The 24,643-nt window shown below is 75.1% G+C and carries 24 protein-coding genes; 18 read left to right on the top strand and 6 right to left on the bottom strand.

Annotated features, from left to right (window positions below):
* Positions 1-62 precede the first annotated feature (62 nt).
* The 10 genes from EBO36_RS11920 (at position 63) to deoC (ending at position 9,265) form a co-directional block, all read left to right on the top strand.
* Positions 63-1,637, top strand: a complete 1,575-nt coding sequence (locus tag EBO36_RS11920) for an ABC transporter ATP-binding protein (protein ID WP_122824812.1) — start codon at positions 63-65, stop codon at positions 1,635-1,637.
* Entirely contained in the window at positions 1,634-2,938 is a 1,305-nt protein-coding gene (locus EBO36_RS11915; RefSeq protein ID WP_122824811.1) for an ABC transporter permease, read from the top strand. The genes EBO36_RS11920 and EBO36_RS11915 overlap by 4 nt, the downstream gene beginning before the upstream one ends.
* The gene (locus EBO36_RS11910) at positions 2,935-4,221 is read left to right on the top strand and encodes an ABC transporter permease (RefSeq protein ID WP_122824810.1); all 1,287 of its coding nucleotides are present in this window, start codon (positions 2,935-2,937) and stop codon (positions 4,219-4,221) included. The genes EBO36_RS11915 and EBO36_RS11910 overlap by 4 nt, the downstream gene beginning before the upstream one ends.
* A 43-nt stretch (positions 4,222-4,264) precedes the next feature.
* Positions 4,265-4,672, top strand: coding sequence for a cytidine deaminase (locus tag EBO36_RS11905; protein ID WP_122824809.1), 408 nt, complete (start codon positions 4,265-4,267; stop codon positions 4,670-4,672).
* A 146-nt stretch (positions 4,673-4,818) separates the two neighbouring features.
* Positions 4,819-5,754 (top strand): hypothetical protein, encoded by a 936-nt coding sequence (locus EBO36_RS15745; RefSeq protein ID WP_122824808.1) that lies wholly within the window; start codon positions 4,819-4,821, stop codon positions 5,752-5,754.
* The gene (locus tag EBO36_RS11895) at positions 5,751-6,188 is read left to right on the top strand and encodes a GntR family transcriptional regulator (RefSeq protein ID WP_122825646.1); all 438 of its coding nucleotides are present in this window, start codon (positions 5,751-5,753) and stop codon (positions 6,186-6,188) included. The genes EBO36_RS15745 and EBO36_RS11895 overlap by 4 nt, the downstream gene beginning before the upstream one ends.
* Positions 6,181-7,470, top strand: a complete 1,290-nt coding sequence (locus tag EBO36_RS11890; RefSeq protein WP_122824807.1) for a thymidine phosphorylase — start codon at positions 6,181-6,183, stop codon at positions 7,468-7,470. The genes EBO36_RS11895 and EBO36_RS11890 overlap by 8 nt, the downstream gene beginning before the upstream one ends.
* A complete protein-coding gene (locus EBO36_RS11885; protein WP_122824806.1) occupies positions 7,467-8,366 on the top strand; it encodes a hypothetical protein in 900 nt (299 codons plus the stop codon). Before EBO36_RS11890 ends, EBO36_RS11885 begins: the two co-directional genes overlap by 4 nt.
* Positions 8,367-8,378: 12 nt before the next feature.
* On the top strand, positions 8,379-8,579 hold the full coding sequence (locus tag EBO36_RS11880) for a hypothetical protein (RefSeq protein ID WP_122824805.1): 201 nt from the start codon (positions 8,379-8,381) through the stop codon (positions 8,577-8,579).
* A gap of 23 nt (positions 8,580-8,602) precedes the next feature.
* Positions 8,603-9,265: a deoxyribose-phosphate aldolase gene (deoC, locus tag EBO36_RS11875; RefSeq protein WP_122824804.1), complete on the top strand. Its 663-nt coding sequence runs from the start codon at positions 8,603-8,605 to the stop codon at positions 9,263-9,265.
* 54 nt (positions 9,266-9,319) lie between these two features.
* Here the strand turns inward: deoC and EBO36_RS11870 are convergent, their stop codons facing one another.
* From EBO36_RS11870 to EBO36_RS11860, 3 genes are all read right to left on the bottom strand, one after another.
* Complete coding sequence (locus EBO36_RS11870) at positions 9,320-9,799, bottom strand: pyridoxamine 5'-phosphate oxidase family protein (RefSeq protein WP_122824803.1); 480 nt, start codon at positions 9,797-9,799, stop codon at positions 9,320-9,322.
* Between the two features lie 220 nt (positions 9,800-10,019).
* Complete coding sequence (locus EBO36_RS11865; RefSeq protein WP_122824802.1) at positions 10,020-11,738, bottom strand: phospho-sugar mutase; 1,719 nt, start codon at positions 11,736-11,738, stop codon at positions 10,020-10,022.
* Positions 11,739-11,818: 80 nt separating this feature from the next.
* A complete protein-coding gene (locus tag EBO36_RS11860) occupies positions 11,819-12,667 on the bottom strand; it encodes a purine-nucleoside phosphorylase (protein ID WP_122824801.1) in 849 nt (282 codons plus the stop codon).
* 56 nt (positions 12,668-12,723) lie between these two features.
* On the opposite strand from EBO36_RS11860, the gene EBO36_RS11855 reads away from it, so the two are divergent.
* A complete protein-coding gene (locus EBO36_RS11855) occupies positions 12,724-14,235 on the top strand; it encodes an NAD(P)H-quinone dehydrogenase (protein ID WP_244925279.1) in 1,512 nt (503 codons plus the stop codon).
* 154 nt (positions 14,236-14,389) lie between these two features.
* Here the strand turns inward: EBO36_RS11855 and EBO36_RS11850 are convergent, their stop codons facing one another.
* Complete coding sequence (locus EBO36_RS11850; protein ID WP_122824800.1) at positions 14,390-14,863, bottom strand: GNAT family N-acetyltransferase; 474 nt, start codon at positions 14,861-14,863, stop codon at positions 14,390-14,392.
* A 75-nt stretch (positions 14,864-14,938) separates the two neighbouring features.
* Positions 14,939-16,606, bottom strand: coding sequence for an HNH endonuclease signature motif containing protein (locus EBO36_RS11845; RefSeq protein WP_164471460.1), 1,668 nt, complete (start codon positions 16,604-16,606; stop codon positions 14,939-14,941).
* A gap of 375 nt (positions 16,607-16,981) precedes the next feature.
* Between EBO36_RS11845 and dapE the strand changes: the two genes are divergently transcribed.
* The 4 genes from dapE to EBO36_RS11820 all read left to right on the top strand — a co-directional run bounded on the left by dapE (position 16,982) and on the right by EBO36_RS11820 (position 20,711).
* Positions 16,982-18,073, top strand: coding sequence for a succinyl-diaminopimelate desuccinylase (dapE, locus tag EBO36_RS11835; RefSeq protein ID WP_122825644.1), 1,092 nt, complete (start codon positions 16,982-16,984; stop codon positions 18,071-18,073).
* Entirely contained in the window at positions 18,070-18,888 is an 819-nt protein-coding gene (locus tag EBO36_RS11830; protein WP_122824797.1) for an LOG family protein, read from the top strand. Before dapE ends, EBO36_RS11830 begins: the two co-directional genes overlap by 4 nt.
* 75 nt (positions 18,889-18,963) lie before the next feature.
* On the top strand, positions 18,964-19,131 hold the full coding sequence (locus EBO36_RS11825; RefSeq protein ID WP_122824796.1) for a DUF3117 domain-containing protein: 168 nt from the start codon (positions 18,964-18,966) through the stop codon (positions 19,129-19,131).
* Between the two features lie 11 nt (positions 19,132-19,142).
* Positions 19,143-20,711: a leucyl aminopeptidase family protein gene (locus EBO36_RS11820; RefSeq protein WP_122824795.1), complete on the top strand. Its 1,569-nt coding sequence runs from the start codon at positions 19,143-19,145 to the stop codon at positions 20,709-20,711.
* Positions 20,712-20,790: 79 nt separating this feature from the next.
* Here EBO36_RS11820 and EBO36_RS11815 read toward each other — a convergent pair whose 3' ends face one another.
* Entirely contained in the window at positions 20,791-21,426 is a 636-nt protein-coding gene (locus EBO36_RS11815; protein ID WP_122825643.1) for an O-methyltransferase, read from the bottom strand.
* 118 nt (positions 21,427-21,544) lie between these two features.
* On the opposite strand from EBO36_RS11815, the gene sigE reads away from it, so the two are divergent.
* Genes sigE through EBO36_RS11800 form a run of 3 tightly spaced genes read left to right on the top strand, consistent with a single transcriptional unit; the run spans position 21,545 to position 24,639 of the window.
* The gene (sigE, locus tag EBO36_RS11810; protein ID WP_122824794.1) at positions 21,545-22,228 is read left to right on the top strand and encodes an RNA polymerase sigma factor SigE; all 684 of its coding nucleotides are present in this window, start codon (positions 21,545-21,547) and stop codon (positions 22,226-22,228) included.
* Positions 22,225-23,052: a zf-HC2 domain-containing protein gene (locus EBO36_RS11805; protein ID WP_122824793.1), complete on the top strand. Its 828-nt coding sequence runs from the start codon at positions 22,225-22,227 to the stop codon at positions 23,050-23,052. Before sigE ends, EBO36_RS11805 begins: the two co-directional genes overlap by 4 nt.
* Positions 23,053-23,088: 36 nt before the next feature.
* Positions 23,089-24,639: a S1C family serine protease gene (locus EBO36_RS11800; RefSeq protein WP_241236881.1), complete on the top strand. Its 1,551-nt coding sequence runs from the start codon at positions 23,089-23,091 to the stop codon at positions 24,637-24,639.
* Positions 24,640-24,643 lie beyond the last annotated feature (4 nt).

The following is a 24,643-nucleotide window of genomic DNA, read 5'->3' as shown; positions in this document are numbered from 1 at the left end:
CGCCCCGCGATCCCATCCACCGGGCGCACGGTCGCGCCCGCACCCTCTACGGAGACGCTCACGTGAAGCTCGAGCTCCGCGGTATCACCAAGCGGTTCGGTCCCCTCGTCGCCAACGACCACATCGATCTCGTCGTCCAGCCGGGCGAGATCCACGCCCTCCTCGGGGAGAACGGGGCCGGCAAGAGCACGCTGATGAACGTGCTCTACGGCCTCTACGAGCCCGACGGCGGCGAGATCGTCCTCGACGGGGAGCCCGTCCGGTTCTCGGGCCCCGGGGACGCCGTCGCCGCCGGGATCGGCATGGTCCACCAGCACTTCATGCTCGTGCCGGTCTTCACCGTCGCCGAGTCGGTGGCCCTGGGGTACGAGGCGACCGGGCCGCTGGGGATCCTCGACCTCAAGGAGTCCCGCCGCCGGGTCCGCGCCATCTCCGAGCGCTTCGGGTTCGACGTCGACCCCGGCGCGCGCATCGAGGACCTGCCCGTCGGCGCGCAGCAGCGGGTGGAGATCATCAAGGCGCTCTCCCGCGACGCCAAGGTCCTCATCCTCGACGAGCCGACCGCCGTGCTCACCCCGCAGGAGACCGACGAGCTCATCGCCATCATGCGCCAGCTGCGCGACGGCGGGACGTCCATCGTCTTCATCACCCACAAGCTCCGCGAGGTCCGGGCCGTCGCGGACGCCATCACCGTCATCCGCCGCGGCCGCGTCGTCGGCAAGGCGAGCCCGACGTCGACCGAGACGGAGCTCGCCTCCCTCATGGTGGGGCGGACCGTCTCCATGGCGGTCGACAAGGCCCCCGCGCAGCCCGGCGAGGAGACCTTCGCCGTCCGCGACCTCACCGTCCTCGACCCGGCGGGCAACGTCGTCGTCGACGGCCTCGACCTGGGGGTGCGCCGCGGGGAGATCCTCGCCGTCGCCGGCGTCCAGGGCAACGGCCAGACCGAGCTCACCGAGACGATCCTCGGCCTCACCGAGCCGGTGGCCGGCTCGATCACCCTCGACGGCACCGAGCTGCTCGGGCGGGGGGTCAAGGACCGGCTGCGGGCCGGGATCGGCTTCGTGCCCGAGGACCGCTCCACCGACGGCGTCATCGCCGGGTTCTCCATCGCCGAGAACCTCGTCCTCGACCTCTACGACACCGCGCCGTTCGCCTCGGGGCCCGCCCTGAGCCCGCAGGTGGTCCACGAGAACGCCGAGCGCCGGACGCAGGAGTTCGACGTCCGGTTCACCTCCGTCGACGACGCCATCTCCACCCTCTCGGGCGGCAACCAGCAGAAGGTGGTGCTGGCGCGCGAGATGTCGCGCCCGCTGCGCCTGCTCATCGCCTCCCAGCCCACCCGTGGCCTGGACGTCGGGTCCATCGAGTTCGTCCACTCCCGGATCGTCGCCGAGCGGGACGGGGGCACCCCGGTCCTCATCGTCTCCACCGAGCTCGACGAGGTCCTCGCCCTGGCCGACCGGATCGCCGTGATGTATCGCGGGCGGGTCGTCGGCGTGGTCCCGGGCGGCACCGACCGGGACGTCCTCGGCCTCATGATGGCCGGCGTCCCCGCGGAAGAGGCACGCGCCCAGGCGGCCGAGCACCACACGGCCCTCGGAGCGGCCGACGAAGAAGAGGAGGCCACCGCGTGAGCGACGAGCAGAGCACCCCGGCCGCCGAGCCCCCGGGGGACGTCGTCGCCCAGGCCGAGCGGTCCCCGGCGAGCCGGGCGCAGGTGCCCGACGACGAGCCGACGACGCGGACCGCCCAGTTCTTCCGGGACCTGCTGTCCGGCAGCTGGCTCGTCACCGTGCTCGCCATCGTCATCGCGCTCGCCGTCGGCGGGATCCTCATCGCCGGTGCCGACGAGCGGGTGCAGGAGACCGCCAGCTACCTCTTCGCCCGCCCGGCCGACTTCTTCGGTGCGGTGTGGGACGCCGTCTACGGCGCCTACCGGGCGATGTTCCGCGGGGCCGTCTACGACTTCGAGGCCGCGAGCTTCGCCCGCGCCATCCGGCCGCTCACCGAGTCACTGGTCTTCGCCGTGCCGCTCATCGTCACCGGCCTGGGCATCGCCGTCGCGTTCCGCGCCGGGCTGTTCAACATCGGCGGCCAGGGGCAGATCATCCTCGGCGCCATCGCGGGCGGGTACATCGGCTTCGCGTTCGACCTGCCCGTCGTCCTCCACGTCACGCTCGCCGCCCTCGGCGCGGGCCTCGCGGGAGCGGTCTGGGGCGGCATCGCCGGGGTCCTCAAGGCCCGGACCGGGGCCAACGAGGTGATCGTCACGATCATGCTCAACAACATCGCGGTGTTCTTCATCGGGTGGCTGCTCACCACCCAGCCGTTCCAGCAGCCCGGCTCGGCGCTGCCGAAGTCACCGCCCATCCCCACGGACTCGGCGACCTACCCGCTGCTGCTCGGTGAGCCGTTCCGGCTGCACGCCGGCTTCCTGCTCGCCGTCGCCGCGACGGTCTTCGTGTGGTGGCTGCTCGAGCGCTCGACCATCGGGTTCGAGCTGCGCGCCGTGGGCGCCAACCCCAACGCCGCCCGCACCGCCGGCATGTCGGTCCAGCGGGTGACGATCTTCGCCATGGTCTTCGCCGGGTTCCTCGCCGGTCTCGGCGGGTCGGCGCAGGTGCTCGGCACGGAGCAGGTCCTCACCGCGGGCGTCGCCGCGAGCTACGGCTTCGACGCCCTCACGGTCGCGCTCCTCGGGCGCTCACGGCCGCTGGGGACGTTCCTCGCCGGCCTGCTGTTCGGCGCGCTGCGCGCCGGAGGGTTCCTCATGCAGTCGACGACGACCACGCCTATCGACATCATCCTCGTCGTGCAGTCGGTCATCGTCCTGCTCATCGCCGCGCCGCCGCTGGTGCGGGCGATCTTCCGGCTGCCCGCCGCCGGCCGCACCGCCCGGACCCGCACCCGGACCGCCAAGGAGGCGACGGCATGAGCACCGCAGTCGACACCCGCCCCGCCGCCCACGACCGCGTCGTGGTGGCGCCCGTCAAGTGGCGCAACCCCGTCGTCTACGCCCTCCTCACCCTGGTCACGCTCGTGGCGTTCGCCCTGCGGACCCCCGGCGGGGAGAGCACGACCTTCCGGCTGGCTGCCGGCGGGGAGGCCGTCGAGCTGCCCAACGTCGCGGTCCCGTCCGCGCTGGTCATCTGGGCGTGCACCGCGCTCCTGGCCGCGCTCACCGCGTACGCGGCGTGGGCCGCCCTCGGTCGCCGCCGGGTGGGCTGGTGGCTGCCCGCGCTCGTCGGCATCGCCTTCGTCGCCGCCTTCCTCACGTCGGTGGGGGCCGGCCGGGAGACGACGAACATCCCGGTGACCACGCTGCTCGCGGGTGCGCTGGCCCTGTCCGTCCCGCTGGTCTTCGGCGCGCTCTCCGGCGTCATGTGCGAGCGGGCCGGCGTCGTCAACATCGCCATCGAGGGGCAGCTCCTCGCGGGCGCCTTCCTCGCCGCGATCGTCGCCTCCATCACCGGCAGCCCCTACCTCGGACTCCTGGTGGCCCCCCTCGCCGGTGCGCTCGTCGGGGTGCTGCTCGTCTTCTTCTCCGTGAAGTACTGGGTCGACCAGATCATCGTCGGCGTCGTCCTCAACGTGCTCGTCGTCGGGCTGACGAGCTTCCTCTTCTCCACCGTGCTCACGGAGAACCAGGGCTGGAACACCCGCCAGAACCTGCCCGACCTGCCGATCCCGCTGCTCTCGGACATCCCGGTGCTCGGCCCGGTGCTCTTCGACCAGAACATCCTCGTGTACCTCATGTACGCGGCCGTCGTCCTCCTGCACGTCTTCCTGTTCCGCAGCCGCTGGGGCCTGCGCGTGCGCGCGGTGGGCGAGCACCCCCGCGCGGCGGACACCGTCGGCATCAACGTCATCCGGACGCGCTGGGTCACCCCGATCCTCGGCAGCGCCCTCGCGGGCCTGGGCGGGGCGTTCTTCACCGTGGGCTCCGGCCTCGCGTTCGGCAAGGACATGTCCGCCGGCAACGGCTACATCGCGCTCGCGGCGATGATCCTCGGCAAGTGGAACCCCCTGGGCGCCCTGGCGGCGGCACTGCTGTTCGGCTTCTCCCGCAACCTCGCCAACGTGCTCTCGGCGATCGGCGCGGGGATCCCCAGCGAGTTCCTCCTCATGCTGCCGTACGTGGTGACCATCTTCGCCGTCGCCGGTTTCGTCGGGCGCGTGCGGGCACCGGCGGCGGAGAATCAGCCCTACATCAAGTGATCGCCCCGGGTTGGTCCCGGGGCGGCGAGGGAGCGGAGCGAGCATGGTCATCGACGACGGAACCTGGCGTGAGCTCCGCGAGGCGGCACGGGAGATCGTCCGCCGCGCCTACGCGCCCTACTCGCACTACCCGGTGGGGGCAGCCGCCCTCGTCGACGACGGACGCGTGGTCACCGGCTGCAACGTGGAGAACGCGGGGTACGGCGTGACCCTGTGCGCCGAGTGCGGCCTGGTGTCCGCGCTCATCGCCTCCGGTGGGGGACGCCTCGTGGCCTTCACCTGCGTCGACGGCGAGGGGACGGTCATCGTGCCCTGCGGGCGGTGCCGCCAGCTCCTGTGGGAGCACGGCGGGCCGGGGCTGCTCGTGGAGATGCCGAGCGGGATCCGCCCCATGACCGAGGTGCTTCCCGAGGCCTTCGGGCCGGACCACCTCGCCGCCGCCGCCGGCTGAGGGCCGGCGCAGCGCCACCGGGGCTTGACGCCGGCGCACGGCTCCGGGGCTTGACGCTGGGCGCACGCCACCGCGGCTTGACGCCGGGCGCACGCCTCCGCCATGATCCATTGAATCAACCAATTGGATCATTGGAGATTCCCGCCATGGCTGCTGCCGCCGCCCTCGGCCTCGGGCTCGTCCTCGCCGCCGGCCTCGTCGTCGCCCTCCTCGCGGGGGTGCTCGTGGCCGCCGGCCGCGGCGCCCGCCCGGACGACACCCCCGCCGCGACCCTCGTGGCCGCCCGCCAGCACGCCGCGGTCGCCGCGGTGTTGGCGCTGGCCGGGGGCGTCGTGGTCGCGCTCCTCCTCGTGAGCCAGGGGGACGGGCTCGGGCCCGTCCGGCTCGCCGGGGTACCGGGGCTCCCGGCGGCGCTCGGCCCGCTGGCCGGCGGCCTCGTCGCGCTCGCGGTCCTCGCCGCCGGCGAGCGCACCTGGCCGCGGCCCGTCGGCACCGTGCGTACCGCGTCGTTGCGCCGGCGGACGGTGGCCGAGCTCGCCGCCCGCCGGGGACGGCTGCTCGGGGGGACGACCGCGCTCGGGCTGGCCTGCCTGGCGGTCTTCGCGCTCACGGCCGACGCCACCGGCCGGGCGGTCCCAGCGCTCATCACGAGCGAGGCGGTCGCGCAGGGGTACGGGGGCGGGGCGTCGGGGCCCTACCCGGGAGCGCCCTACGCGCTTCCCCTCGGCGCGGGGCTCCTCGCGGTCGCCGTCGTCGCCGGGGTGGTGCTCCACCTCGTGGCGCGTCGCCCGGCGGTCGCGGGCACGCGGGAGGAGGACGACCTCGCACTCCGGCGGACGAGCGCCCGATCGGTGCTCGGCGTCGCGCAGCTCGCGAGCGGCGGGACCGTGGGTGTCGTCCTCCTCGTCGCCGGCGCGGCGCTGCTCCGCTCCGGGTGGCTCCTCGGCGGATGGGCCGCGGTGGCGCTCGGGCTCGCGGTCGGGCTCGTCTCGCTCGGCGCCGCGGCGACGGCGTGCATCCCGCGCCCGGCCCCGGCGCCCGGCGCTGCGCCGGCCGGGCCCCGGGCCGGTGCGCAGCGGTGAGCCGCCTCGTCAGCGTCGACCTCGGCTCCGGCGTCCCGCCCTACGAGCAGATCCGCGGGCAGGTCGCCGCCCTCGTCGCCGCCGGCGGCCTCGTGCCGGGGCAGCGGCTGCCGACGGTCCGCGACCTCGCCGCCGACCTTGGGGTCGCCGTCGGGACGGTACAGCGGGCCTACCGCGAGCTCGAGGCCGACGGCCTGGTGACATCCCGCCGTCGGACGGGCACCGTGGTGGCCCCCGGAGCCGGGGCGGCGGGCCCGGGAGCCGCCGTCCGGGCCCGCGCGCACGCCTTCGTCACCGAGGCGCGCGCGGGTGGTCTGGGCGACCGGGAGATCCTCGACCTCGTCCGCGGGGCGCTCATGGCCGACCCCGCCGCGGCCGCCCCGCCGCGCCCAGGCCGGGCCCGGGACGACGACCTAGAGTGGGGACATGACTGAGCCTTTCGACACCGTCGACGTCATCCGGACCAAGCGGGACGGGGCCGTCCTGTCGCCCGAGCAGATCGACTGGGTGGTGGACGCCTACACCCGCGGCGTCGTCGCGGACGAGCAGATGTCGGCCCTGGCGATGGCGATCTTCCTCAACGGGATGTCGCGCGAGGAGATCGCGCGCTGGACCGCGGCGATGATCGCGTCGGGGGAGCGGATGAGCTTCGCCACCCTGTCTCGTCCCACCGCGGACAAGCACTCGACGGGTGGCGTCGGGGACAAGATCACCCTGCCGCTCGCCCCGCTGGTCGCGGTGTTCGACGTCGCCGTCCCGCAGCTCTCCGGGCGCGGGCTCGGCCACACCGGCGGCACCCTCGACAAGCTCGAGGCGATCCCCGGCTGGCGGGCGGCGCTGAGCAACGAGGAGATGTTCGCCCAGCTCGAAGACGTCGGCGCCGTCATCTGCGCCGCCGGCGCCGGCCTGGCGCCGGCGGACAAGAAGCTCTACGCCCTGCGCGACATCACCGCGACCGTCGAGGCCATCCCGCTCATCGCGTCCTCGATCATGAGCAAGAAGATCGCCGAGGGGACCGGCTCGCTCGTGCTCGACGTCAAGGTCGGCTCCGGGGCCTTCATGAAGGACCTCGACCGGGCCCGCGAGCTCGCCACGACGATGGTCCGGCTCGGCACCGACGCTGGCGTGCGCACCACCGCCCTGCTCACCGACATGTCGACCCCGCTGGGCCGCACCGCCGGCAATGCGCTCGAGGTCCGGGAGTCGGTGGAGGTGCTCGCCGGCGGCGGGCCCGCCGACGTCGTCGACCTCACCGTGGCCCTCGCGCAGGAGATGCTCGCGGCCGCCGGGAAGCCCGACGCCGACCCGCGCGCGGCGCTGGCCGACGGGCGCGCCATGGACGTGTGGCGCCGGATGATCTCCGCGCAGGGCGGGGACCCGGACGCCCCCCTCCCGCAGGCCAAGCACACCGAGCAGGTGCTCGCCCCCAGCGACGGCGTCCTCGCCCGCCTCGACGCCTACGACGTCGGCGTCGCCGCGTGGCGCCTCGGCGCCGGCCGGGCCCGCAAGGAGGACACCGTCCAGGCCGGCGCGGGCGTGGAGATGCACGCCAAGCCGGGCGACCGGGTGCGCGCGGGCGAGCCGCTGCTCACCCTCCATACCGACACCCCCGAGCGGTTCGAGCGGGCGCGCGAGGCGCTGGCCGGTGCCATCGACATCGCCGACACCGCGCCTGACCTCTCCGACTCCGTCGTCCTCGGGCGCATCGAGGCGTGACGCCGGAGCCCGGGTGGGCGCGGCGTTGGCAGCTCACCGCGCCGCTGGCGGCCCTGAGCCGGCCGGTGCGCGCGGACTGGCCCGAGGCTGCCGGCCCGCCCGCGCCGGAGACGGCGCTCGCCGGCCGGGCCATCCCGGTGCACCTCGGCGGTGCCGCCGCGCGCCAGGTGGACGGCACGACCTGCGGCTCGGCGGTGCTCGTCATGCTCGCCGCCGCCGGGGACCCCGCGCTCGCCGCCTGGCTGGAGACCGGGGCGCTGCCCGCCGGCCCCGCCGGCCTGCCCCCGGAGCTCCCCGCCGAGCCCGAGGGTCTCGACGCCGCGGGCCGGTTCGCCGCCGCCCAGCACCGGGTCAAGGAGGCGACGGCGCGCCGCGCGCTCGGCCCCCTGCCCTGGCCCCGGGCGCTGGGCACGCCTCCGTGGACCGCCGCCCGCGCGGCCCGCTTCCCCGGCGTGCGCTACCGCGTGCGCCCCGTCGACGACGGGGCCGCCGGCGTGCACGGCGTCCTCGCGGCGGTCCTCCACGCCACCCGGCGCGGCCTGCCGGTGCCCCTGTACACCGGCGGCGACGCGCGCTCGGGGCTCGGGGCGGCGGTGCCCCGGCACGTCGTCCTCGCCGTGCCGCCGCCGCCCGAGGCGCGCCACCGGGACAGCGCCGTCCTGGACGTGTACGAGCCGTCCGGCGGTGCGGTCCATCGGGTGCCGCTGGCGGCGCTCGTCGGGCGCACCCGGCCGCACCCGGCGCTCGGCGGGTGGACCCACGTGTGCGTCGCGCTGCTGCCGGTGCCCACCCGTGAGCCGGCACCGCGGTGCGGGCCCGGCCCGCACCGGTCAGACTGGGGAGGACGGACCGGCGACCGACCAGGGAGCGGGTCCGGCCCCTGCCGGACGACGTAAGGAGTGCCACTCGTGAGCGAGTACGCCGAGTCGACCCCCATCACCGGGCCCGAGACCGACCTCGAGGAGGTCGCGCCCGAGGAGACGCCGGACGCGGAGGAGTACACGCCTCCGGACGAGGTCCGCGCGGACCTCGACGGGTCCGAGGCGGATATCCTCGAGCAGGCGATCGACGTTCCTCAGGACGAGGACGAGGACGAGCCGCCCGCATGAACCCACCGACGTATCGAGGTCCCATGAGCTCCCTGTCCCGCACCGACGTCGCCCGCATGGTCGACCACACCCTGCTCAAGCCCGAGGCGACGCCGGAGCAGGTGGCCGCCCTCGTCGCCGAGGCGCGGCAGCTCGGTGTGCTGGCGGTGTGCGTCTCCCCGAGCCAGCTCCCGCTCGAGGACACCGGGGACCTCGTCGTCGCCGCCGTGGCCGGGTTCCCCTCCGGGGCGCACAAGAGCGAGGTCAAGGCCGCCGAGGCCGCGCGCGCCGTCGCCGACGGCGCGCAGGAGATCGACATGGTCATCGACCTCTCGCTCGTCCTCACGGGCCGCTACGACGCCTGCGAGGCGGAGATCCGCGCCGTGCGCGAGGCCGTCCCGGCGCCGACCGTCCTCAAGGTCATCATCGAGTCGGCGGCCCTCACGGACGACCAGATCATCGCGGCGTGCCGGGCGGCGGAGGCCGCCGGGGCGGACTTCGTCAAGACGTCGACCGGCTTCCACCCCGCGGGCGGGGCCAGCGTGCGTGCCGTCGAGGTCATGGCGAGCACCGTGGGCGGGCGCCTGGGCGTCAAGGCCTCCGGCGGCATCCGCGACGCCGCGACGGCCGCGGCGATGATCGAGGCGGGCGCCACCCGCCTGGGCCTGTCGGGCAGCGCGGCCGTCCTCGACGGCTTCGCCGACTGACTCACCATGTCCCCCGGGGCGACGCCGATCACGGCGCCGCCCCGGGTCGGCGGGCTACAGCTCGACCTTGCCCGTGTCGCCCTCGATGCGACGGCCGGTGACCTTGGCCTTGACGAGGTTCGCCAGCTGGACGACCTTCGCGCCGGGGGAGTCCCAGTACTCGGCGGAGTCGGCGCTGATGTGCAGCAGGACGTTGCCGGGGTCCTCCGGGCCGCCCTCGAGCCACGCGCCGGTGAAGGTGTTCCAGAGCTCGGCGAGCTTCGCCTCGTCGTTGACCACGTGCGCGGTGCCCGACAGCGAGACCCACGTGGAGCCGTCCGAGTAGGCGACGTTGACGCTCGGGTGGGCTGCGACGTCGGCGACCACCGACGAGTCGCGCCGGACGATGAAGGAGACGTCGCCGTCGAACTCCACCTCCTGGGTGGCGAGCGGCCGTGAGCGCAGCCCGCCCTCGACCGAGGTGGTCGTGAGCATCGCGACGCGCATGCCCTTGATGAGCGCGGTCACCTTGGCGACGCCGTCCTGGTCGGTCATGTCGGTGCTCCTTCGTCGACTGGTCGGACGCGGGCTCCGCGACCACGACGATGTTCTCCGCGTACTGCCCCGAGCGCTCGTCGAACGCCCCGCCGCAGGTGATGAGGACGAGCCGGTGGTCGCCGTCGGTGGCGAACAGCGCCGGGTCGAGCGCGTCGCGCGGCTCACTGCCCGGTACTCGTGGACGACGCCGTGCCACCGAGGAGCGCAGGGCGCGGCCCTAGAGCCCGACGGCGGCCGCGATCTCGGTCCGGATGCGGGACAGGCGCTCCGCGGCCCGCTCCCGGGCGGCGCCCAGCGCGTCGGCGTCGGCGACCGGCTCGATCACCTCGAGGTAGCACTTGAGCTTCGGCTCGGTGCCGCTGGGCCGGATGATGACGCGGTCACCGGCCTCGCTGAGGTAGAGCAGGCCGTCAGTGGGCGGTAGTCCCTCGTAGCCCTGCGAGAGGTCCGCGACCTGAGCCATGGGCGACCCGGCGAGGTGGGTCGGCCCGGCCGACCGGAGCCGGGTCATGGCCGCGCCGATGAGGGAGAGGTCGGCGACGCGTACCGACAGGGGCGCGGTGGCGTGGACGCCGTGGCGGACGGCGAGGCGGTCGAGCTCGTCGCGCAGCGTGAGGCCGCGGTCGGCGAGCTGCGAGGCGAGGAAGGCGATGCGGACGGCCGCGCTGATGCCGTCCTTGTCCCGCACGGCGGCGGGGTCGACGCAGTAGCCGAGCGCCTCCTCGTACCCGAAGACGAGGCCCTCGACGCGGCTGATCCACTTGAAGCCGGTGAGCGTCGTGCGGTGCTCGAGGCCGTGGGACACGGCCACCTTGGCGAGCAGCCGGGACGAGACGATGGAGTTGGCCAGGACGCCGCCGTCGACCATGGCGGCGGCGACGGCCGCCTGCTCCCCGAGGAGGGTGCCGACCTCGTCGCCGGTGAGCTGGCGCCAGCCGCCCGCGGCGGCGTGGTCGGGGACCGCGACCGAGCAGCGGTCGGCGTCGGGGTCGTTGGCGATGACGAGGTTCGCCCGGACGTGCCGGGCGAGCTCGAAGGAGAGGTCGAGGGCGCCCGGTTCCTCCGGGTTGGGGAAGGCGACCGTGGGGAAGTCAGGGTCGGGCTGCGCCTGCTCGGGGACGACGTGGACGTCGGTGAACCCCGCGCGGCGCAGGGCCTCGACGGTGGTCGCCCCGCCCACGCCGTGCATCGGCGTGAGGACGATCTTCAGGGAGCGGGCGTGGCCGGCGGGCACCAGCGATGCGACGCGCGTGAGGTAGTCCTCGAGGATGCCGTTGGTGAGGACGTCCCAGCCGCCGTCGGCGACCCGCACCTGGGACAGCGGCCCGACGGCGGCGATGTGGGCGGCGATCTCGGCGTCGTACGGGGGGACGATCTGCGCGCCGCGCCCGCTTCCGGTGACGACGCGCCCGCCCAGGTAGACCTTGTAGCCGTTGTCCGCGGGCGGGTTGTGGCTCGCGGTGACCATGACGCCGGCGTCGGCGTCGAGGTGCCGGACCGCGAAGGCGAGGACGGGGGTGGGCAGCGTCGACGGCAGGAGCATGGCCTTGCCGCCCGCGGCCGTCACCACGGCCGCGGTGTCGCGGGCGAACTGCGCGGAGCCGTGGCGGGCGTCGTAGCCGATGACGACGCGGGCGGGCTGGCCGTCGAGGCGCTCCGCGAGGAAGGCGGCGAGCCCGGCGGCCGTGCGCAGCACGACGGCGCGGTTCATCCGGTTGGGGCCGCCGCCGAGCGCCCCGCGCAGACCGGCGGTGCCGAAGGCGAGCGGGCCGGAGAAGCGGTCCTCGAGCTCCGCGGTCGCCGACACGACGGCGTCGCCGTCGGGGGAGTCGGGGCCGGGGGCGGCGGTCGCCGTGGCGAGCAGCTCGGTGAGCTCCCGGGCCGTGTCCGGGTCCGGGTCCTCGGCAATCCAGGCGCGTACAGCGTCGACGTCCATGGTGGTGTCCCCTCTCCCGGCCAGGCCGGGCGGTGTGGTGCGGTGCTCGGGCGCCGGCGGTGCGCGGGCGGCCGGGAGCGTCAGATCTTGCGGACGATGTCCGCGAGGAGGCGCGAGATGCGCGGGCCGGCGGCGGCGCCCGCCGCGATGACGTCCTCGTGCGCGAGGGCCTCGTCGGAGACCCCGGCGGCGGGGTTCGTCACGAGCGAGATGCCGAGGATCTCCATGCCCACGTGCCGGGCCGCGATGGCCTCCAGCGCCGTCGACATCCCGACGAGGTCGCCGCCCATGGTCCGGGCCATGCGGACCTCGGCGGGCGTCTCGTAGTGCGGCCCGCGGAACTGGACGTACACGCCCTCGGGCAGGTCCGGGTCGACCGTCCGCGCGAGCTCGCGCAGGCGCGGGGAGTACAGGTCGGTGAGGTCGACGAACGTGGCCCCCTCCAGGGGCGAGGCCGCCGTGAGGTTGATGTGGTCGGAGATGAGGACGGGTGTCCCCGGCGCCCATGCCGGGTCGAGCCCGCCGCAGCCGTTGGTGAGGACGAGGGTGCGAGCCCCGGCCGCCGCCGCCATCCGCACGCCGTGGGCGACGGCGCGGACGCCGCGGCCCTCGTAGAAGTGGGTGCGGGCACCGAGGACGAGCGCGTGCCGCGGCTCGCCGTCGCCGGCGTCGTCGATGCGGACGGAACGGATCGTGCCGCCGTGCCCGACGACGACGGGTGCGTGGAAGCCCGGGAGCTGCGTCGCCGGGACCTCGGCGACCGTCTCGCCGAGGAGGTCGGCGGCGCCGCCCCAGCCGGAGCCGAGGACCAGGGCGATGTCGTGGCGGGCGACCCCCGTGAGCTCCGCCAGCCGTTCTGCGCTCGCCCGGGCGACCTCGAACGGGTCCGTGGCCGGGTCCGCCATGGCGGCGTCAGTCTCGCTTCCCATGCCCCGACGGTACCGGCCCGGCTGACGGCGTGCAGACCAGGCGGCAGAATGCCGGGGTGACCACCCACGTTGCCCCGACCGAAGTCCCTCCCGCCCCCGTCGAGGGCCGACGCGTCCAGGACGCCGCCGGACCGTCGCCCGTACGAGAAGGAAGCCACGTCGTCGTCATCGGCGGCGGGCCCGGCGGGTACGAGGCCGCGCTCGTCGCCGCCCAGCTCGGCGCGCGGGTCACCGTCATCGAGCGGCAGGGCCTGGGGGGCTCGGCCGTGCTCACCGACGTCGTCCCCTCCAAGACCCTCATCGCGACCGCCGAGTGGATGACCGTGGCGGACTCCGCCGCCGAGCTCGGGATCCGCGCCGACGGCGGCCCCGACGGCGAGGTCGGGCGGCTCAGCGTGGACCTCGGCATCGTCAACGAGCGGGTGGTCCGGCTCGCCCGGCACCAGTCCCGCGACATTGCCACGCGGCTCGAGCGCGAGGGGATCACCGTCATCGACGGCACCGGCCGGCTGGGCGGGAAGATCTCCGACCAGGGCACCCGCGAGGTCCTCGTCACGACGGCCGACGACGGCGAGTTCAGCGTGACCGCCGACATCATCCTCGTTGCCACCGGCGCGAGCCCCCGGGTGCTGCCGGGCTCGGAGCCGGACGGTGAGCGGATCCTCACGTGGGCCCAGATGTACAACCTCACCACCATGCCGGAGCACCTCGTCGTCGTCGGCTCCGGCGTGACCGGCGCCGAGTTCGCCGGTGCCTACAACGCCCTGGGGGCTCCGGTCACGCTGGTGTCGAGCCGTGACCGGGTCCTGCCCGGGGAGGACGAGGACGCCGCCGAGCTCATCGAGGGTGTGTTCCTCCAGCGCGGCATGACCGTGCTGTCGCGCTCCCGGGCGCAGGCGGTCCGCCGGGTCGGCGACCGCGTCGAGGTCGAGCTCACCGACGGACGCGTCATCGAGGCCTCGCACTGCCTCCTTGCCGTGGGGGCCGTGCCCAACACCGCCGACCTCGGCCTGGCCGAGGCAGGGGTGGCGGTCTCCGAGAGCGGCCACATCCAGGTGGACCGGGTCTCGCGGACCACTGCGCTGCGCGTGTACGCCGCAGGTGACTGCACCGGCGTGCTGCCCCTGGCGTCCGTCGCCGCGATGCAGGGCCGGATCGCCATGTGGCACTCGCTCGGCGACGCGGTGGCCCCGCTCGACCGGGACGCGGTCACCGCCAACATCTTCACCGCCCCGGAGATCGCCACCATCGGGGTGCCCGAGTCCGCCGTCGAGTCCGGCGCCGTCAACGGGTCCGTCACCCGGCTGCCCCTGGCCCGCAACCCGCGCGCGAAGATGCTCGGCATCCGCGAGGGGTTCATCAAGGTGATCTCGGACCGGGCGACCGGGGCGGTGCTCGGCGGGGTCGTCGTCGCCCCGCGGGCCAGCGAGCTCATCTTCCCGCTCGCCATCGCGGTGACGCAGCGGCTCACCGTCGACCAGCTCGCCAACGTCTTCACCATCTACCCCTCCCTGTCCGGGTCCATCGCCGAGGCCGCTCGGACCCTGCACCGCACCGGCGACGCCTGAGGGGCCTGGCGCCGAGGGGCCTGGCGCCGAGGGGCCTGGCGCCTGGGGCGTGGGGTTGGGTGCTTGCGATGGCTTCCCCAGCGCGGGGGGCCAGCGGCGCGCGACCCAGCACGCCGTCCCCAGGCGCCCGTGGCCGGCGCGTTCGGGTCCGCGCTCAGCCGAGCGGCTTGGCCATGAAGAGGCAGGGAGTGCCGGGCCAGAGATCCGTGAACTCCTCAAGGGGCAGGAACCCGGTGCCTTCGTAGAACAGTCGCGTCTTCCGGTAGCCCTCATCGGGGTCGGCGGCGCCGAGCGTCTTCACCGTCAGCACGCGTGTGCCACTCCTGTGAAGATCGCCTTCGACGCTGGCGAGGAGCGCACGACCGACCCCGCGGCGGTGCCAGCCGGCCCTCACCGCCATGAGGTGGATCTCCGCGGTCTCGGGGAAGTGCTGCTCCACGAGGACGACCCCGATCGGCTCGCCGTCCGGCGCGATGGCGAAGTAGTTCGGCAGCTTGTCGGCGGCGGCCACGTAGGCGTCGGTCGACTCGGGGCGGCCGAACCACGCGGGCAGGTCCGCCAGGATCGCTCGCACCGCGTCGCGGTCGCCAGCGGTGTGCCGTTCGATGCGGAAAGCGAGCGTGGCCATCCCCGGAGGCTAAGGGACCGTGGCCGGGACCGGCGCCTGGGCGAGGCCCGCGGCGAGGCCCGCACCAGGCGTGCCCTAGAACGGCGGTGGTTCCTCCACCGAGGTCTCGGCGACGACTCCCGCGACCCCCGGAACCGGGTGCGCGGGGTCGCGGTCGTGGGTGCGACCGTGGCGCGGGAGCTTCTCGTCGCGCGCCGGTGCCGGTGCCGGTGCCAGCGCTTCCGGGCGGCTCGATCGCAGGTGGGTGACGGTCCCGTCCACCTCCCGCCGGTAGGCGTGACCCGACGGGGTGACCCATTCGAAGACCCCGCTCGCCGGCTGCCGCACCCGGAAGTCGCCGGACGACTTGAGGGCGTGGTCGGCCGGGCACAGGGCTCCCAGGTTGGTGAGGCTCGTCCGGCCCAGGCCGGACCCACCGAAGGGGATCGTGTGGTCGAGCTCGCAGGCATCGGCGCGCACACGGCACCCGGGCCGCACACATGTGCCATCACGAGCGCGGATGATCTCGGCGAGGTCGGCGGGTGGTCGGTATCGCTTCCGGCCGACGTCGAGAACGGCACCGCTGCGGGGGTCGGTGACGAGCCGTTGCCAGACGCCTCCCGCGGCCAGGGCGCGCGCGGTCGCAGGGGTGATGGGGCCGTAGCCGTCGAGCTCGCCGGGGGCATCGCCACCACGCAGCGTGTCGAGCGGAACCGTGACCCGGACCTGCGGGGGAGCGCCCCCGAGCGTCCCGAGCCGGTACGAGGTGCCACCGGCGGGTGGCCAGGGTGGCGAGGCCGGCTCCGTGGGCGTTCCCGCGTTCTGGGACGGCGTGGGCCCCGCTGGTGTCCCCGTGCCCTGCGGCATCGCTGGCCGGGTAGGCGTCCCGGCGCCCCGGGGCGCCACCGGCACGGCACCGTCCCCGTGATGCGGACACGCCCCGACCCAGCCCTGGTGGAGCGCCGTCGCGCCGACCGTGGCGAGTACGTCGCACCTCAGCTGGTCGGTGGTGCGGGAGTCGCCGGCCGCGCGGGCGCTCCGGGCGGCGTCGTCGAGGGCGAGGTTGAGCGCCACGGCGTCGACCGCCGGCATGACGGCGTAGATCGAGGCCATGCCGTCGGGGAGGACCCGGGGGTGTTCCACGCGCCGCTTGCCCCGGGCGACCTGGTGGCGGGCCTCGGCATGGCCGGGGTCCACATCGGCGAGGGCCTTGGCGATGTCGTCAGCGAGCTGAGGCGGGGTGCGCTCACCGGCACCAGGGAGGACCCGGTCCTCGACCGCCATGGCGATCTCCGGTGGAACGGTGAAGAGGTGGCGAGCGAACACCTGGGCCTTGGAGTAGTCGACCTCGCCCCGTTCGAGCGCGCCGCCTGTCGCGATGAGGACGCCGGTGAGGGCGGTGCCGGTCTCGACGAGGTCCTGCGCGCGGTGGCGGGTGGTGCCCAGACGGAGGGCGAGCTCCAGGGTGGCGGCCCGTGTGCTGGGCCCTGGGGCCGGCCAGCGGCGCGGTCCCGGCGTCGACGGCGCAGGAGCGGCGTACCCGCCACCGACGGTGGCCGAGAGCTCGAGGGCCAGCAGCGCGGCGGCCTCCCCCGTGCGGGCCTGCGCCCAGGACGCCACCCGCTGCCAGGCGGCGACGGCCTCGACCAGGGCGAACGCGTCGAGCTCCGTGAGGTCGAGGCGCTCGAGCGAGCCGGCGAGCTCCGGCCCGGCCGCGGTGGAGGGCTGCAGCGCTGGGGGCAGTTCCGCGGGACCGTCGTTCACGAGCCGGAGGTGATCGCGCGCGCTCGCGGACGGGGTCTCTTCGGGCAGAGCCGCCACGGGAATCACCTCCCTCGTCGAACGTATGTATGAAGCGTAGTGCGGGCCACTGACATCCGACAGGGGCCCGCCCGGGGCTGTGGACAGGCCTCCTTCGCGGCTATGGACGGGCCCTAGCCGCCGGTGTCGAAAGGGTTGAGAGCATTGAGGGCCTGCGCGCCCACGAGGCGTTGATCGTCGGCCCCGCCTAGTCTCGAACGCGTGAGCACCGCACCCACTCCGACTCCACCGGCGGCACCGGCCGCAGCCGCTGCTGCCGCGGGACCCGCGGCCGCTGCTGCCGCGACACCAGCGGCCGCACCGGCAACCCACGCCCCCCTGCCCGACCTGGCCACCGCCGACGTCGTCGCGCTCACCGCCGCGCTGTGCGACATCCCCTCCGTCTCCGGCGATGAGGCCCCGCTGGCCGACGCCATCGAGACCGCCCTGGCGGCCTACGAGCACCTCGAGGTCCTCCGCGACGGCGATGCCGTGGTGGCCCGGACCCACCTGGGTCGAGCGCGGCGCGTCGTCGTCGCGGGCCACATCGACACCGTGCCCGTCCAGGGCAACCTGCCCACGCGCACGGAGACCCGCGACGGTGCCGAGGTCCTCTGGGGGCGCGGCACCGTCGACATGAAGGCGGGCGTCGCGGTGGCGCTCTCCCTCGCCGCCCAGCTGGCCACGCCCGCCTGGGACGTCACGTGGGTCTTCTACGACCAGGAGGAGGTGGAGGCCACGCGCAACGGCCTCGGCCGCCTCGCCCGCCACCACCCGGAGTGGCTCGCCGCCGACTTCGCCGTGCTCGGTGAGCCGACCGCGGCGCAGATCGAGGGCGGGTGCAACGGCACGCTCCGGGCCGAGGTCCGCACCCACGGCCGCGCCGCCCACTCCGCCCGCGCCTGGCGCGGTGAGAACGCCATCCACGCCGCGGCGGGGATCCTCACCCGTCTCGGGTCCTACCGCCCGGCCGAGGTCGAGGTGGACGGCCTCGTCTACCGCGAGGGCCTCAACGCCGTCGACATCCGGGGCGGGATCGCGATGAACGTCATCCCCGACACCTGCGTCGTCACCGTCAACTACCGCTTCGCCCCGTCGCGCAGCACCGCCGAGGCCGAGGCCCACGTCCGCGAGGTGTTCGAGGGCTACGACGTCACCGTGACCGACCTCGCCGCCGGTGCCCGGCCGGGCCTCGACGCGGTGGAGGTGGCCGACTTCGTCGCGACCGTCGCCGCGACCACGGGAGGGACGGCCGGACCCAAGTACGGCTGGACCGACGTCGCCCGGTTCAGCGAGCTGGGCATCCCCGCGGTGAACTTCGGGCCGGGGGACCCGTCCCTCGCCCACGCCGACGACGAGCACTGCCCGACCGACCAGATCCGCGCCTGCGCCGCAGCGCTGGCGACGTGGCTCACGAAGGAGAACGCATGAGCGAGTTCCGCCGGTTCCACAACGGCCGCAGCGACGACGTCTACCGCAGGGGCCCCGTCACGCTCCGTGGCGAGCAGATCCCCGAGCACACCACTGACGAGAACCTGCTCTCGACGGCGTACGGCGCCGACTGGCTCCACCAGGACCCGTGGCGCGTCATGCGCATCCAGAGCGAGTTCGTCGAGGGCTTCGGCGCCCTGGCCGAGGTGGGGCCCGCGATCAGCGTCTTCGGGTCCGCGCGGACGTCGCCGGACAGCGCGGAGTACGCCATCGCCGAGGAGGTCGGCCGGCTCCTCGCCGGGGCCGGGTACGCCGTCATCACCGGCGGCGGCCCCGGGGTCATGGAGGCCGCGAACAAGGGCGCCTGCGAGGCGGGCGGGGTCTCGGTGGGCCTGGGGATCGAGCTGCCCTTCGAGCAGGGCATGAACGAGTGGGTCGACCTCGGCGTCAACTTCCGCTACTTCTTCGCCCGCAAGACGATGTTCGTCAAGTACGCCGAGGGGTTCATCGTCCTGCCCGGCGGCTTCGGGACCATGGACGAGCTCTTCGAGGCGCTCACCCTCGTCCAGACCGGGAAGGTCCGGTCCTTCCCCCTCGTCCTCATCGGCTCGCAGTTCTGGGGTGGGCTCGTCGAGTGGCTGCGCGCCACGATGCTCGCCGCCGGGAACGTGGCCGAGGCCGACCTCGACCTCATCCAGGTGGTCGACACCGCCGCCGAGGCCGTCGAGCGGGTCCGGGAGGCCTCCGCAGCGCTCCGCGCGGAGGTCTCGTCGCAGGAAGCGGCCGCAGCAGAGGCATCCACGCGGGGTCAGTGATCTAGACTGTTCCCCAGCACGCGGCCGTTCGCAGGGATGGTGAGTCGTGTACCGACGAACGGATTGGGGTGCCAGATGGCCGCGATGAAGCCGAGGACCGGGGATGGCCCGATGGAGGTCACCAAGGAGGGACGCGGCATCGTCATGCGGGTACCGCTGGAAGGTGGAGGCAGGCTCGTCGTCGAGCTCACCCCCGCCGAGGCCGGCGAGCTGAGCGAGGCGCTGCGCGCCGTCGCGCCCTGACGCGCTTGCCGATGGCCGGGACGCAGGCACCGCAGCTGAGCGGGCTGCCCGAGATCCTGCTCGACCGCGCGGACGGCGGCGGCACTGACGGCACCGCCGTCGACGCCGTCGTCGTCGCCGTCGCGCCCGCGACCGAGGGCGAGGAGCTGCAGCCCCGACCGGGGACCGTCGACGTCGCGACCCGCTACGGCGTCGACCTCCTCGACCTCGCCCAGCGCGAGGGCCTGCGCGGCAACGCGGGTGACGTCGCGACGCTCGACCTGCCGCGACCGATCGCCGGCCACGCCGCGTTCGGCTGGGAGGACCTGCCGCGCCGCCTCGTCCTGCTCGGCGTCGGCGACGCCGGGGCGAGCGCCATGCGCCGGGCGGGCGCCGCCCTGACCCGCGCCACCGCCGGTCTGGGCACCGTCGTGACGACCCTGGGGCAGAGCACGGACGCCGACGGCGTACGCGCGCTGGTCGAGGGAGTCCTGCTGGCGGCGTACCGACCGCCCCGCACCGCGACGACGCCGCACCAGGGCAAGCCGCCCGTGGAGCGTGTGGTCCTCCTCGGCCGCGAGGACGACGCCTGGCGCACCGCCGTCGCCCTCGCCCGCGCGGGCGCCGAGGCCACCGTGCTCGCCCGCACGCTCTCGGCAACGCCGTCGAACGTGAAGAACCCCGCATGGATGGGGGAGCAGGCGCAGGCGCTCGGCGCCGCCCGCCCCACCGTCGACGTCGAGGTCCGCGACGAGGAGTGGCTGCGGCGGGCCGGGCTCGAGTGCGTCCTCGCCGTCGGCTCCGGCTCGGTGACGCCGCCCCGGTTCGTCACCGTGACGCACACGCCGGCGACGCCGGCCCCGGGGGCGCGCACCGTCGTCCTCGTCGGCAAGGGCATCACCTACGACACGGGCGGCATCTCCATCAAGCCGCGCGACGCCATGATCCCCATGAAGACGGACATGACCGGCGCCGCAGTCGTGCTCGCCACCGTACTGGCCGCCGCCGACCTGGGCCTGCCCCACCGGGTGACGGCCGTGCTGCCGCTGGCGGAGAACGCCATGGGCGCGGGCTCCTACCGGCCCGGCGACGTCCTGCGCGCCGTCGACGGGACCACCGTCGAGGTGACCAACACCGACGCGGAGGGACGCCTCGTCCTCGCCGACGCGCTGGCCTGGGCGGCGGACACGCTCGCCCCCGACGTGCTCGTCGACGTCGCCACCCTCACCGGGGCCGCGACGCTCGGCCTCGGGCGCACGCACTCGGCGCTCTACAGCGACGACGACGCGCTCGCCGCCGCGCTGGCCGCGGCGGGCGAGGCGAGCGGGGAGCGGGCGTGGCGGATGCCCCTCGTCGAGGAGTACCGGCCCAGCCTCGCCTCACCCGTGGCGGACGTCAGCCACCAGAGCACAGACGCGCACATCGGGGCGGGCTCGGTCACCGCGGCCCTGTTCCTCCAGCGCTTCGCGCACGGCGTGCCATGGGCGCACCTCGACATCGCCGGTCCCGCGCGCTCGCCCAAGGCGACGCACGAGATCCCCGAGGGCGCCACGGGCTACGGCGCCCGCCTGCTCCTGCGCTGGCTGGAGTCCCTGGCCTGACGGGCTGCCTGCCGGCGGGACCACCAGCCGCCCGCCGGGGCGCACACCTGCGCGCCCCGGCGAGCTGCGGCAGGGCCGGTCAGGCGCGGCGGACGGCGGTGAGCAGGCCGTTGCCCACGGGCAGCAGCGCGCTCACGAGCCGGTCGTCGTCGCGCACGGTGCGGCCGAGCTCGCGCATGGCGACGGTCGCCTCGTCGCGGCGCGCCGGGTCGGCGACGCGGTCGTACCAGAGCGCCCCGGTGATGGCGAGGATCCCGCCCGGACGCAGCAGCCGGACCGCCTGCACGGCGTCGTCGGCCGCCTCGGCGGGGTCACCGTCGACGAACACGAGGTCGTAGGCGGCGTCGGCGAGCCGGGGCAGGACGTCCAGGGCGCGGCCGGGGATGAGCCGGGCGCGCGCGGGACGGACCCCTGCGGCGGTGAAGGCCTCGCGGGCCGCGCGCTGGTGCTCCATCTCGACGTCGATGGTGGTGAGGACGCCGTCGGGGCGCATGCCCCCGAGGAGCCAGAGTCCGCTCACGCCGGTGCCCGTCCCGATCTCGGCGACGGCGTGGGCGCCCACGGCGGCGGCGAGCACGCGCAGGGCCGCGCCGGTCCCGGGGCCGACCGCGTCGCAGCCCATCTCCTCGGCCCGCCCGCGGGCCGCGCGGGTGATGTCGTCCTCGGGGACGAAGTCCTCGGTGTACGCCCAGCTCTGGGCCTTGTCGGCAGCGATGATGGGCCTCCGTGTGCGCGCGGGCGATGTCCTGCGAATCCTAGCCGCCGTACCGGCACCCAGGCGGCGTTCAGGTTGGGGCCCTAGGCTCGCGCGAATACCCGCCGGGAGGAGCGCGATGACCACGGACCCCAGCCACGACGGCGCATGGGTGCCGCCGTCGTGGGAGGACGTCGTGCGCGAGCACTCCGGCCGCGTCTACCGGCTCGCCTACCGACTTACCGGCAACCGCGCCGACGCGGAGGACCTCACGCAGGAGACCTTCGTGCGGGTCTTCCGCTCGCTGTCGCGCTACGAGCCCGGCTCCTTCGAGGGCTGGCTGCACCGGATCACCACCAACCTCTTCCTCGACCAGGCGCGCAAGCGCTCGCGGGCGCGGCTCACGCACCTCGGTGACCTCGCCGAGCAGCTGCCCGCGCCGTTCGAGCAGCACGACCTCCACCGACGCTTCGAGCACGACCACCTCGACCCCGACATCCAGGCCGCGCTCGACGCGCTGCCCCCGCGCTACCGCGCCGCCGTCGTCCTCTGCGACATCGAGGGGCTCTCCTACGAGGAGATCGGGCGCACGCTCGGGGTGAAGATGGGGACCGTGCGCTCACGCATCCACCGCGGCCGCGCCATGCTGCGCGACGCCCTGCCGCACCTGCGCCCCGCCGTCCGCGGTCGCGGGGATCTCACGCCGCACGACGCCGGCGCGCACGAGCTCGCGCCGTCAGACGTAGGCGCGCACGACCTTGCCCCGCACGAGCTCGCGCCGCCGGCCGAGGTCCCCGGCGCCCTCACCAGGGGGCGCCCGTGAACCACCTCGGCACCCGGATCAGCGCCCTCGCCGACGGCCAGCTCCCCGCGGAGGAGGCCGAGCAGGCCCTCGCGCACGTCGCCTCGTGCACGTGGTGCGCCCACCTCCTGCGTGAGGAGCGGGCGGCGCGCCGGGTCGTCGCCCAGGCGGGGGACGTCGCCCCCAGCGACGCCCTCACCGCCCGCCTCCTCGCGCTCGCCCACAGCGAGACAGCGTCGTCCGTGCGCCCCACCCGCCGTCTGCGCCGGGCGGCCCTCGCCTCCGGTGGTGTGGTCGCGGTGGTGGGGCTCGCCGTCGGCGGCCTCGCCGTCCTCGGCTCGACCGACCGTCGGGCGGACCCCAGCGCCATGCTCACGGTGGCCGCCGGGGACGGGCAGATCCCCGACGGCCTGGCGGTGGAGGACGGGGTGGAGCCGTCGAGCGACGACGTCCTCGCCTGGATGCGGGCGCAAGGCTGGGCGACCCCGGAGTCGTTGCCGCCGGGGGTCCGGGTCGTCGACGTCGAGGTCCACGAGTCGGAGGACGGCGAGATCCTCGAGGTCGAGCTCGCCGGCGCCGCGACCCGGGTGCGCCTCATCGAGCAGCGCGGCCGGCTGGTGGACGCCCCCGCCCGGGCCGTGCAGGTCCTCGGCCCGCGCGAGCAGGCCGCGGGTCACGTGGCCGTGCAGAGCGAGGGGACGGTCACCATGGTGGTCGCCGGCCGGGACCACGAGGCCGCTCGGGACCGGGTGCTGCGCGCCCTTCCCGACGGCGACGACGGGCTGTCCTTCCCCGACCGCGTGGGCCGGGGCTGGGAGGTCGTCACGGCGTGGCTCACGCCGTGAGTGTCCTCGGCCACGTGCACACGCCAAGATGGACCCATGACTGAGCGTCCGGACGACGAGCGCTGGCAGGGCACAGGGTCCCCGGCCCGGCCGTGGTGGCAGGCCCCCGACACGCGGGGGGCCGTCCCCGACGCCGATGCGCCCGGCGCCCGGCCCGGTCCGGGTGGGCCCGGCGCACCGTCCTCGGCCGGGATGGAGTACGGGGCGGCGCCGACCCCGACGCCCGAGCCATACCACCGCGAGGACACGCGGCAGACGGCGGCGCTCTTCGTCCCGCCGTCGCCCGGCCCGGCGGGCACGCCGTCGGCCGTCGGGGCGCCGCCGATGACCGCGGCCATGCCCTCCGCTCCCGGCGCGGCCTCCACCACCGCAGTGCCCGCCTTCCCCGGGGCGCCCCCGATGGCGCCCGCGCCCGGGTCGCCCCCGTTGGCCTGGTCCCGTCCCGGGTGGCCGGCGCCCGACGTCGCGCCGGCCCCCGTCGTGGCCCCGGCGCCCCTCGCGGCCGCCGCTCCCCGCGGACGGCGGCGCTGGACCGCCTTCGCGCTCGTCGTGCTGGTGGCCTTCCTCCTCGGGTTGGTCACCGGGTCGGTGGGGGAGCGCCTGCTGTCCGCCGAGCCGGAGACGCTGCCCCCGAGCGGTTCCGGAGGCGGCGACCGTGCCCCGGACAGCATCGCGGGCATCGCCTCCACCGCGCTGGAGAGCACGGTGTTCATCGAGACGCGCACCGCGACCGAGGGTTCCTCCGGCAGTGGCATGGTCCTGCGCGAGGACGGGTACGTGGTGACGAACAACCACGTCATCGCCTCGGCCGCCGAGGGGGACGGGCAGGTCCTCGTCACCTTCTCCGACGGCACGGAGGCGAGCGCCGAGATCGTCGGCCGCACGGCCGACTACGACCTCGCGGTCCTGCGCGTCGACCGCGAGGGCCTCACACCGCTCGTGCTGGGCGACTCCGACGCCGTCGTCGTCGGTGACCCGGTCGTGGCCGTGGGCGCGCCGCTCGGGCTGGAGGGGACCGTGACGAGCGGGATCGTCTCCGCCCTCAACCGGCCCGTGGAGGCCGGCGGCGCCGGCGACTCGTCTTTCATCAATGCCATCCAGACGGACGCGGCGATCAACCCGGGCAACTCCGGTGGCCCGCTCGTCAACGACGCCGGTGAGGTCATCGGCATCAACACCGCGATCGCCCAGGCGGCCGGCCAGACCACGGGGAACATCGGTCTGGGCTTCGCGATCCCGTCCAACCAGGTGCGGCGCACGGCCGAGCAGATCATCGACACCGGGACCGCGACGTACCCCGTCATCGGTGTCGCCCTCGACACCAGCTACCGCGGCGAGGGCGTCCAGGTCCTCACCGACGCCGCGGCGGACACCCCGGCCGTGACCCCGGACGGCCCCGGCGCTGCCGCGGGCATCGAGCCCGGTGACGTCATCACCCACATCGACGACCTGCCCGTCACGTCCGCGCCGGAGCTCATCGTCGCCATCCGTGCGCGGGCGCCGGGGGAGACGGTCGTCCTCACGGTCCGGCGGGGCGACGACGAGCGCGAGGTCGAGGTCGTGCTCGGCGAGAGCGCCGGCGACTGAGATC

Origin of the sequence: Georgenia faecalis (assembly GCF_003710105.1) — a bacterium.
GTDB classification, from domain to species: Bacteria; Actinomycetota; Actinomycetes; order Actinomycetales; family Actinomycetaceae; genus Georgenia_A; species Georgenia_A faecalis.
This window is presented reverse-complemented; position numbering and strand designations above follow the sequence as displayed.

Excerpts from the sequence above, each read along its gene's own strand:
- sigE (WP_122824794.1), top strand. The coding sequence starts at position 21,545 with ATGACCACGGACCCCAGCCACGACGGCGCATGGGTGCCGCCGTCGTGG.
- EBO36_RS11825 (WP_122824796.1), top strand. The coding sequence starts at position 18,964 with ATGGCCGCGATGAAGCCGAGGACCGGGGATGGCCCGATGGAGGTCACC.
- EBO36_RS11865 (WP_122824802.1), bottom strand. The coding sequence starts at position 11,738 with ATGGACGTCGACGCTGTACGCGCCTGGATTGCCGAGGACCCGGACCCG.
- EBO36_RS11860 (WP_122824801.1), bottom strand. The coding sequence starts at position 12,667 with ATGGGAAGCGAGACTGACGCCGCCATGGCGGACCCGGCCACGGACCCG.
- EBO36_RS11910 (WP_122824810.1), top strand. The coding sequence starts at position 2,935 with ATGAGCACCGCAGTCGACACCCGCCCCGCCGCCCACGACCGCGTCGTG.
- EBO36_RS11820 (WP_122824795.1), top strand. The coding sequence starts at position 19,143 with ATGGCCGGGACGCAGGCACCGCAGCTGAGCGGGCTGCCCGAGATCCTG.
- EBO36_RS15745 (WP_122824808.1), top strand. The coding sequence starts at position 4,819 with ATGGCTGCTGCCGCCGCCCTCGGCCTCGGGCTCGTCCTCGCCGCCGGC.
- EBO36_RS11870 (WP_122824803.1), bottom strand. The coding sequence starts at position 9,799 with ATGACCGACCAGGACGGCGTCGCCAAGGTGACCGCGCTCATCAAGGGC.
- deoC (WP_122824804.1), top strand. The coding sequence starts at position 8,603 with ATGAGCTCCCTGTCCCGCACCGACGTCGCCCGCATGGTCGACCACACC.
- EBO36_RS11800 (WP_241236881.1), top strand. The coding sequence starts at position 23,089 with ATGACTGAGCGTCCGGACGACGAGCGCTGGCAGGGCACAGGGTCCCCG.
- EBO36_RS11850 (WP_122824800.1), bottom strand. The coding sequence starts at position 14,863 with ATGGCCACGCTCGCTTTCCGCATCGAACGGCACACCGCTGGCGACCGC.
- EBO36_RS11830 (WP_122824797.1), top strand. The coding sequence starts at position 18,070 with ATGAGCGAGTTCCGCCGGTTCCACAACGGCCGCAGCGACGACGTCTAC.
- EBO36_RS11890 (WP_122824807.1), top strand. The coding sequence starts at position 6,181 with ATGACTGAGCCTTTCGACACCGTCGACGTCATCCGGACCAAGCGGGAC.
- EBO36_RS11905 (WP_122824809.1), top strand. The coding sequence starts at position 4,265 with ATGGTCATCGACGACGGAACCTGGCGTGAGCTCCGCGAGGCGGCACGG.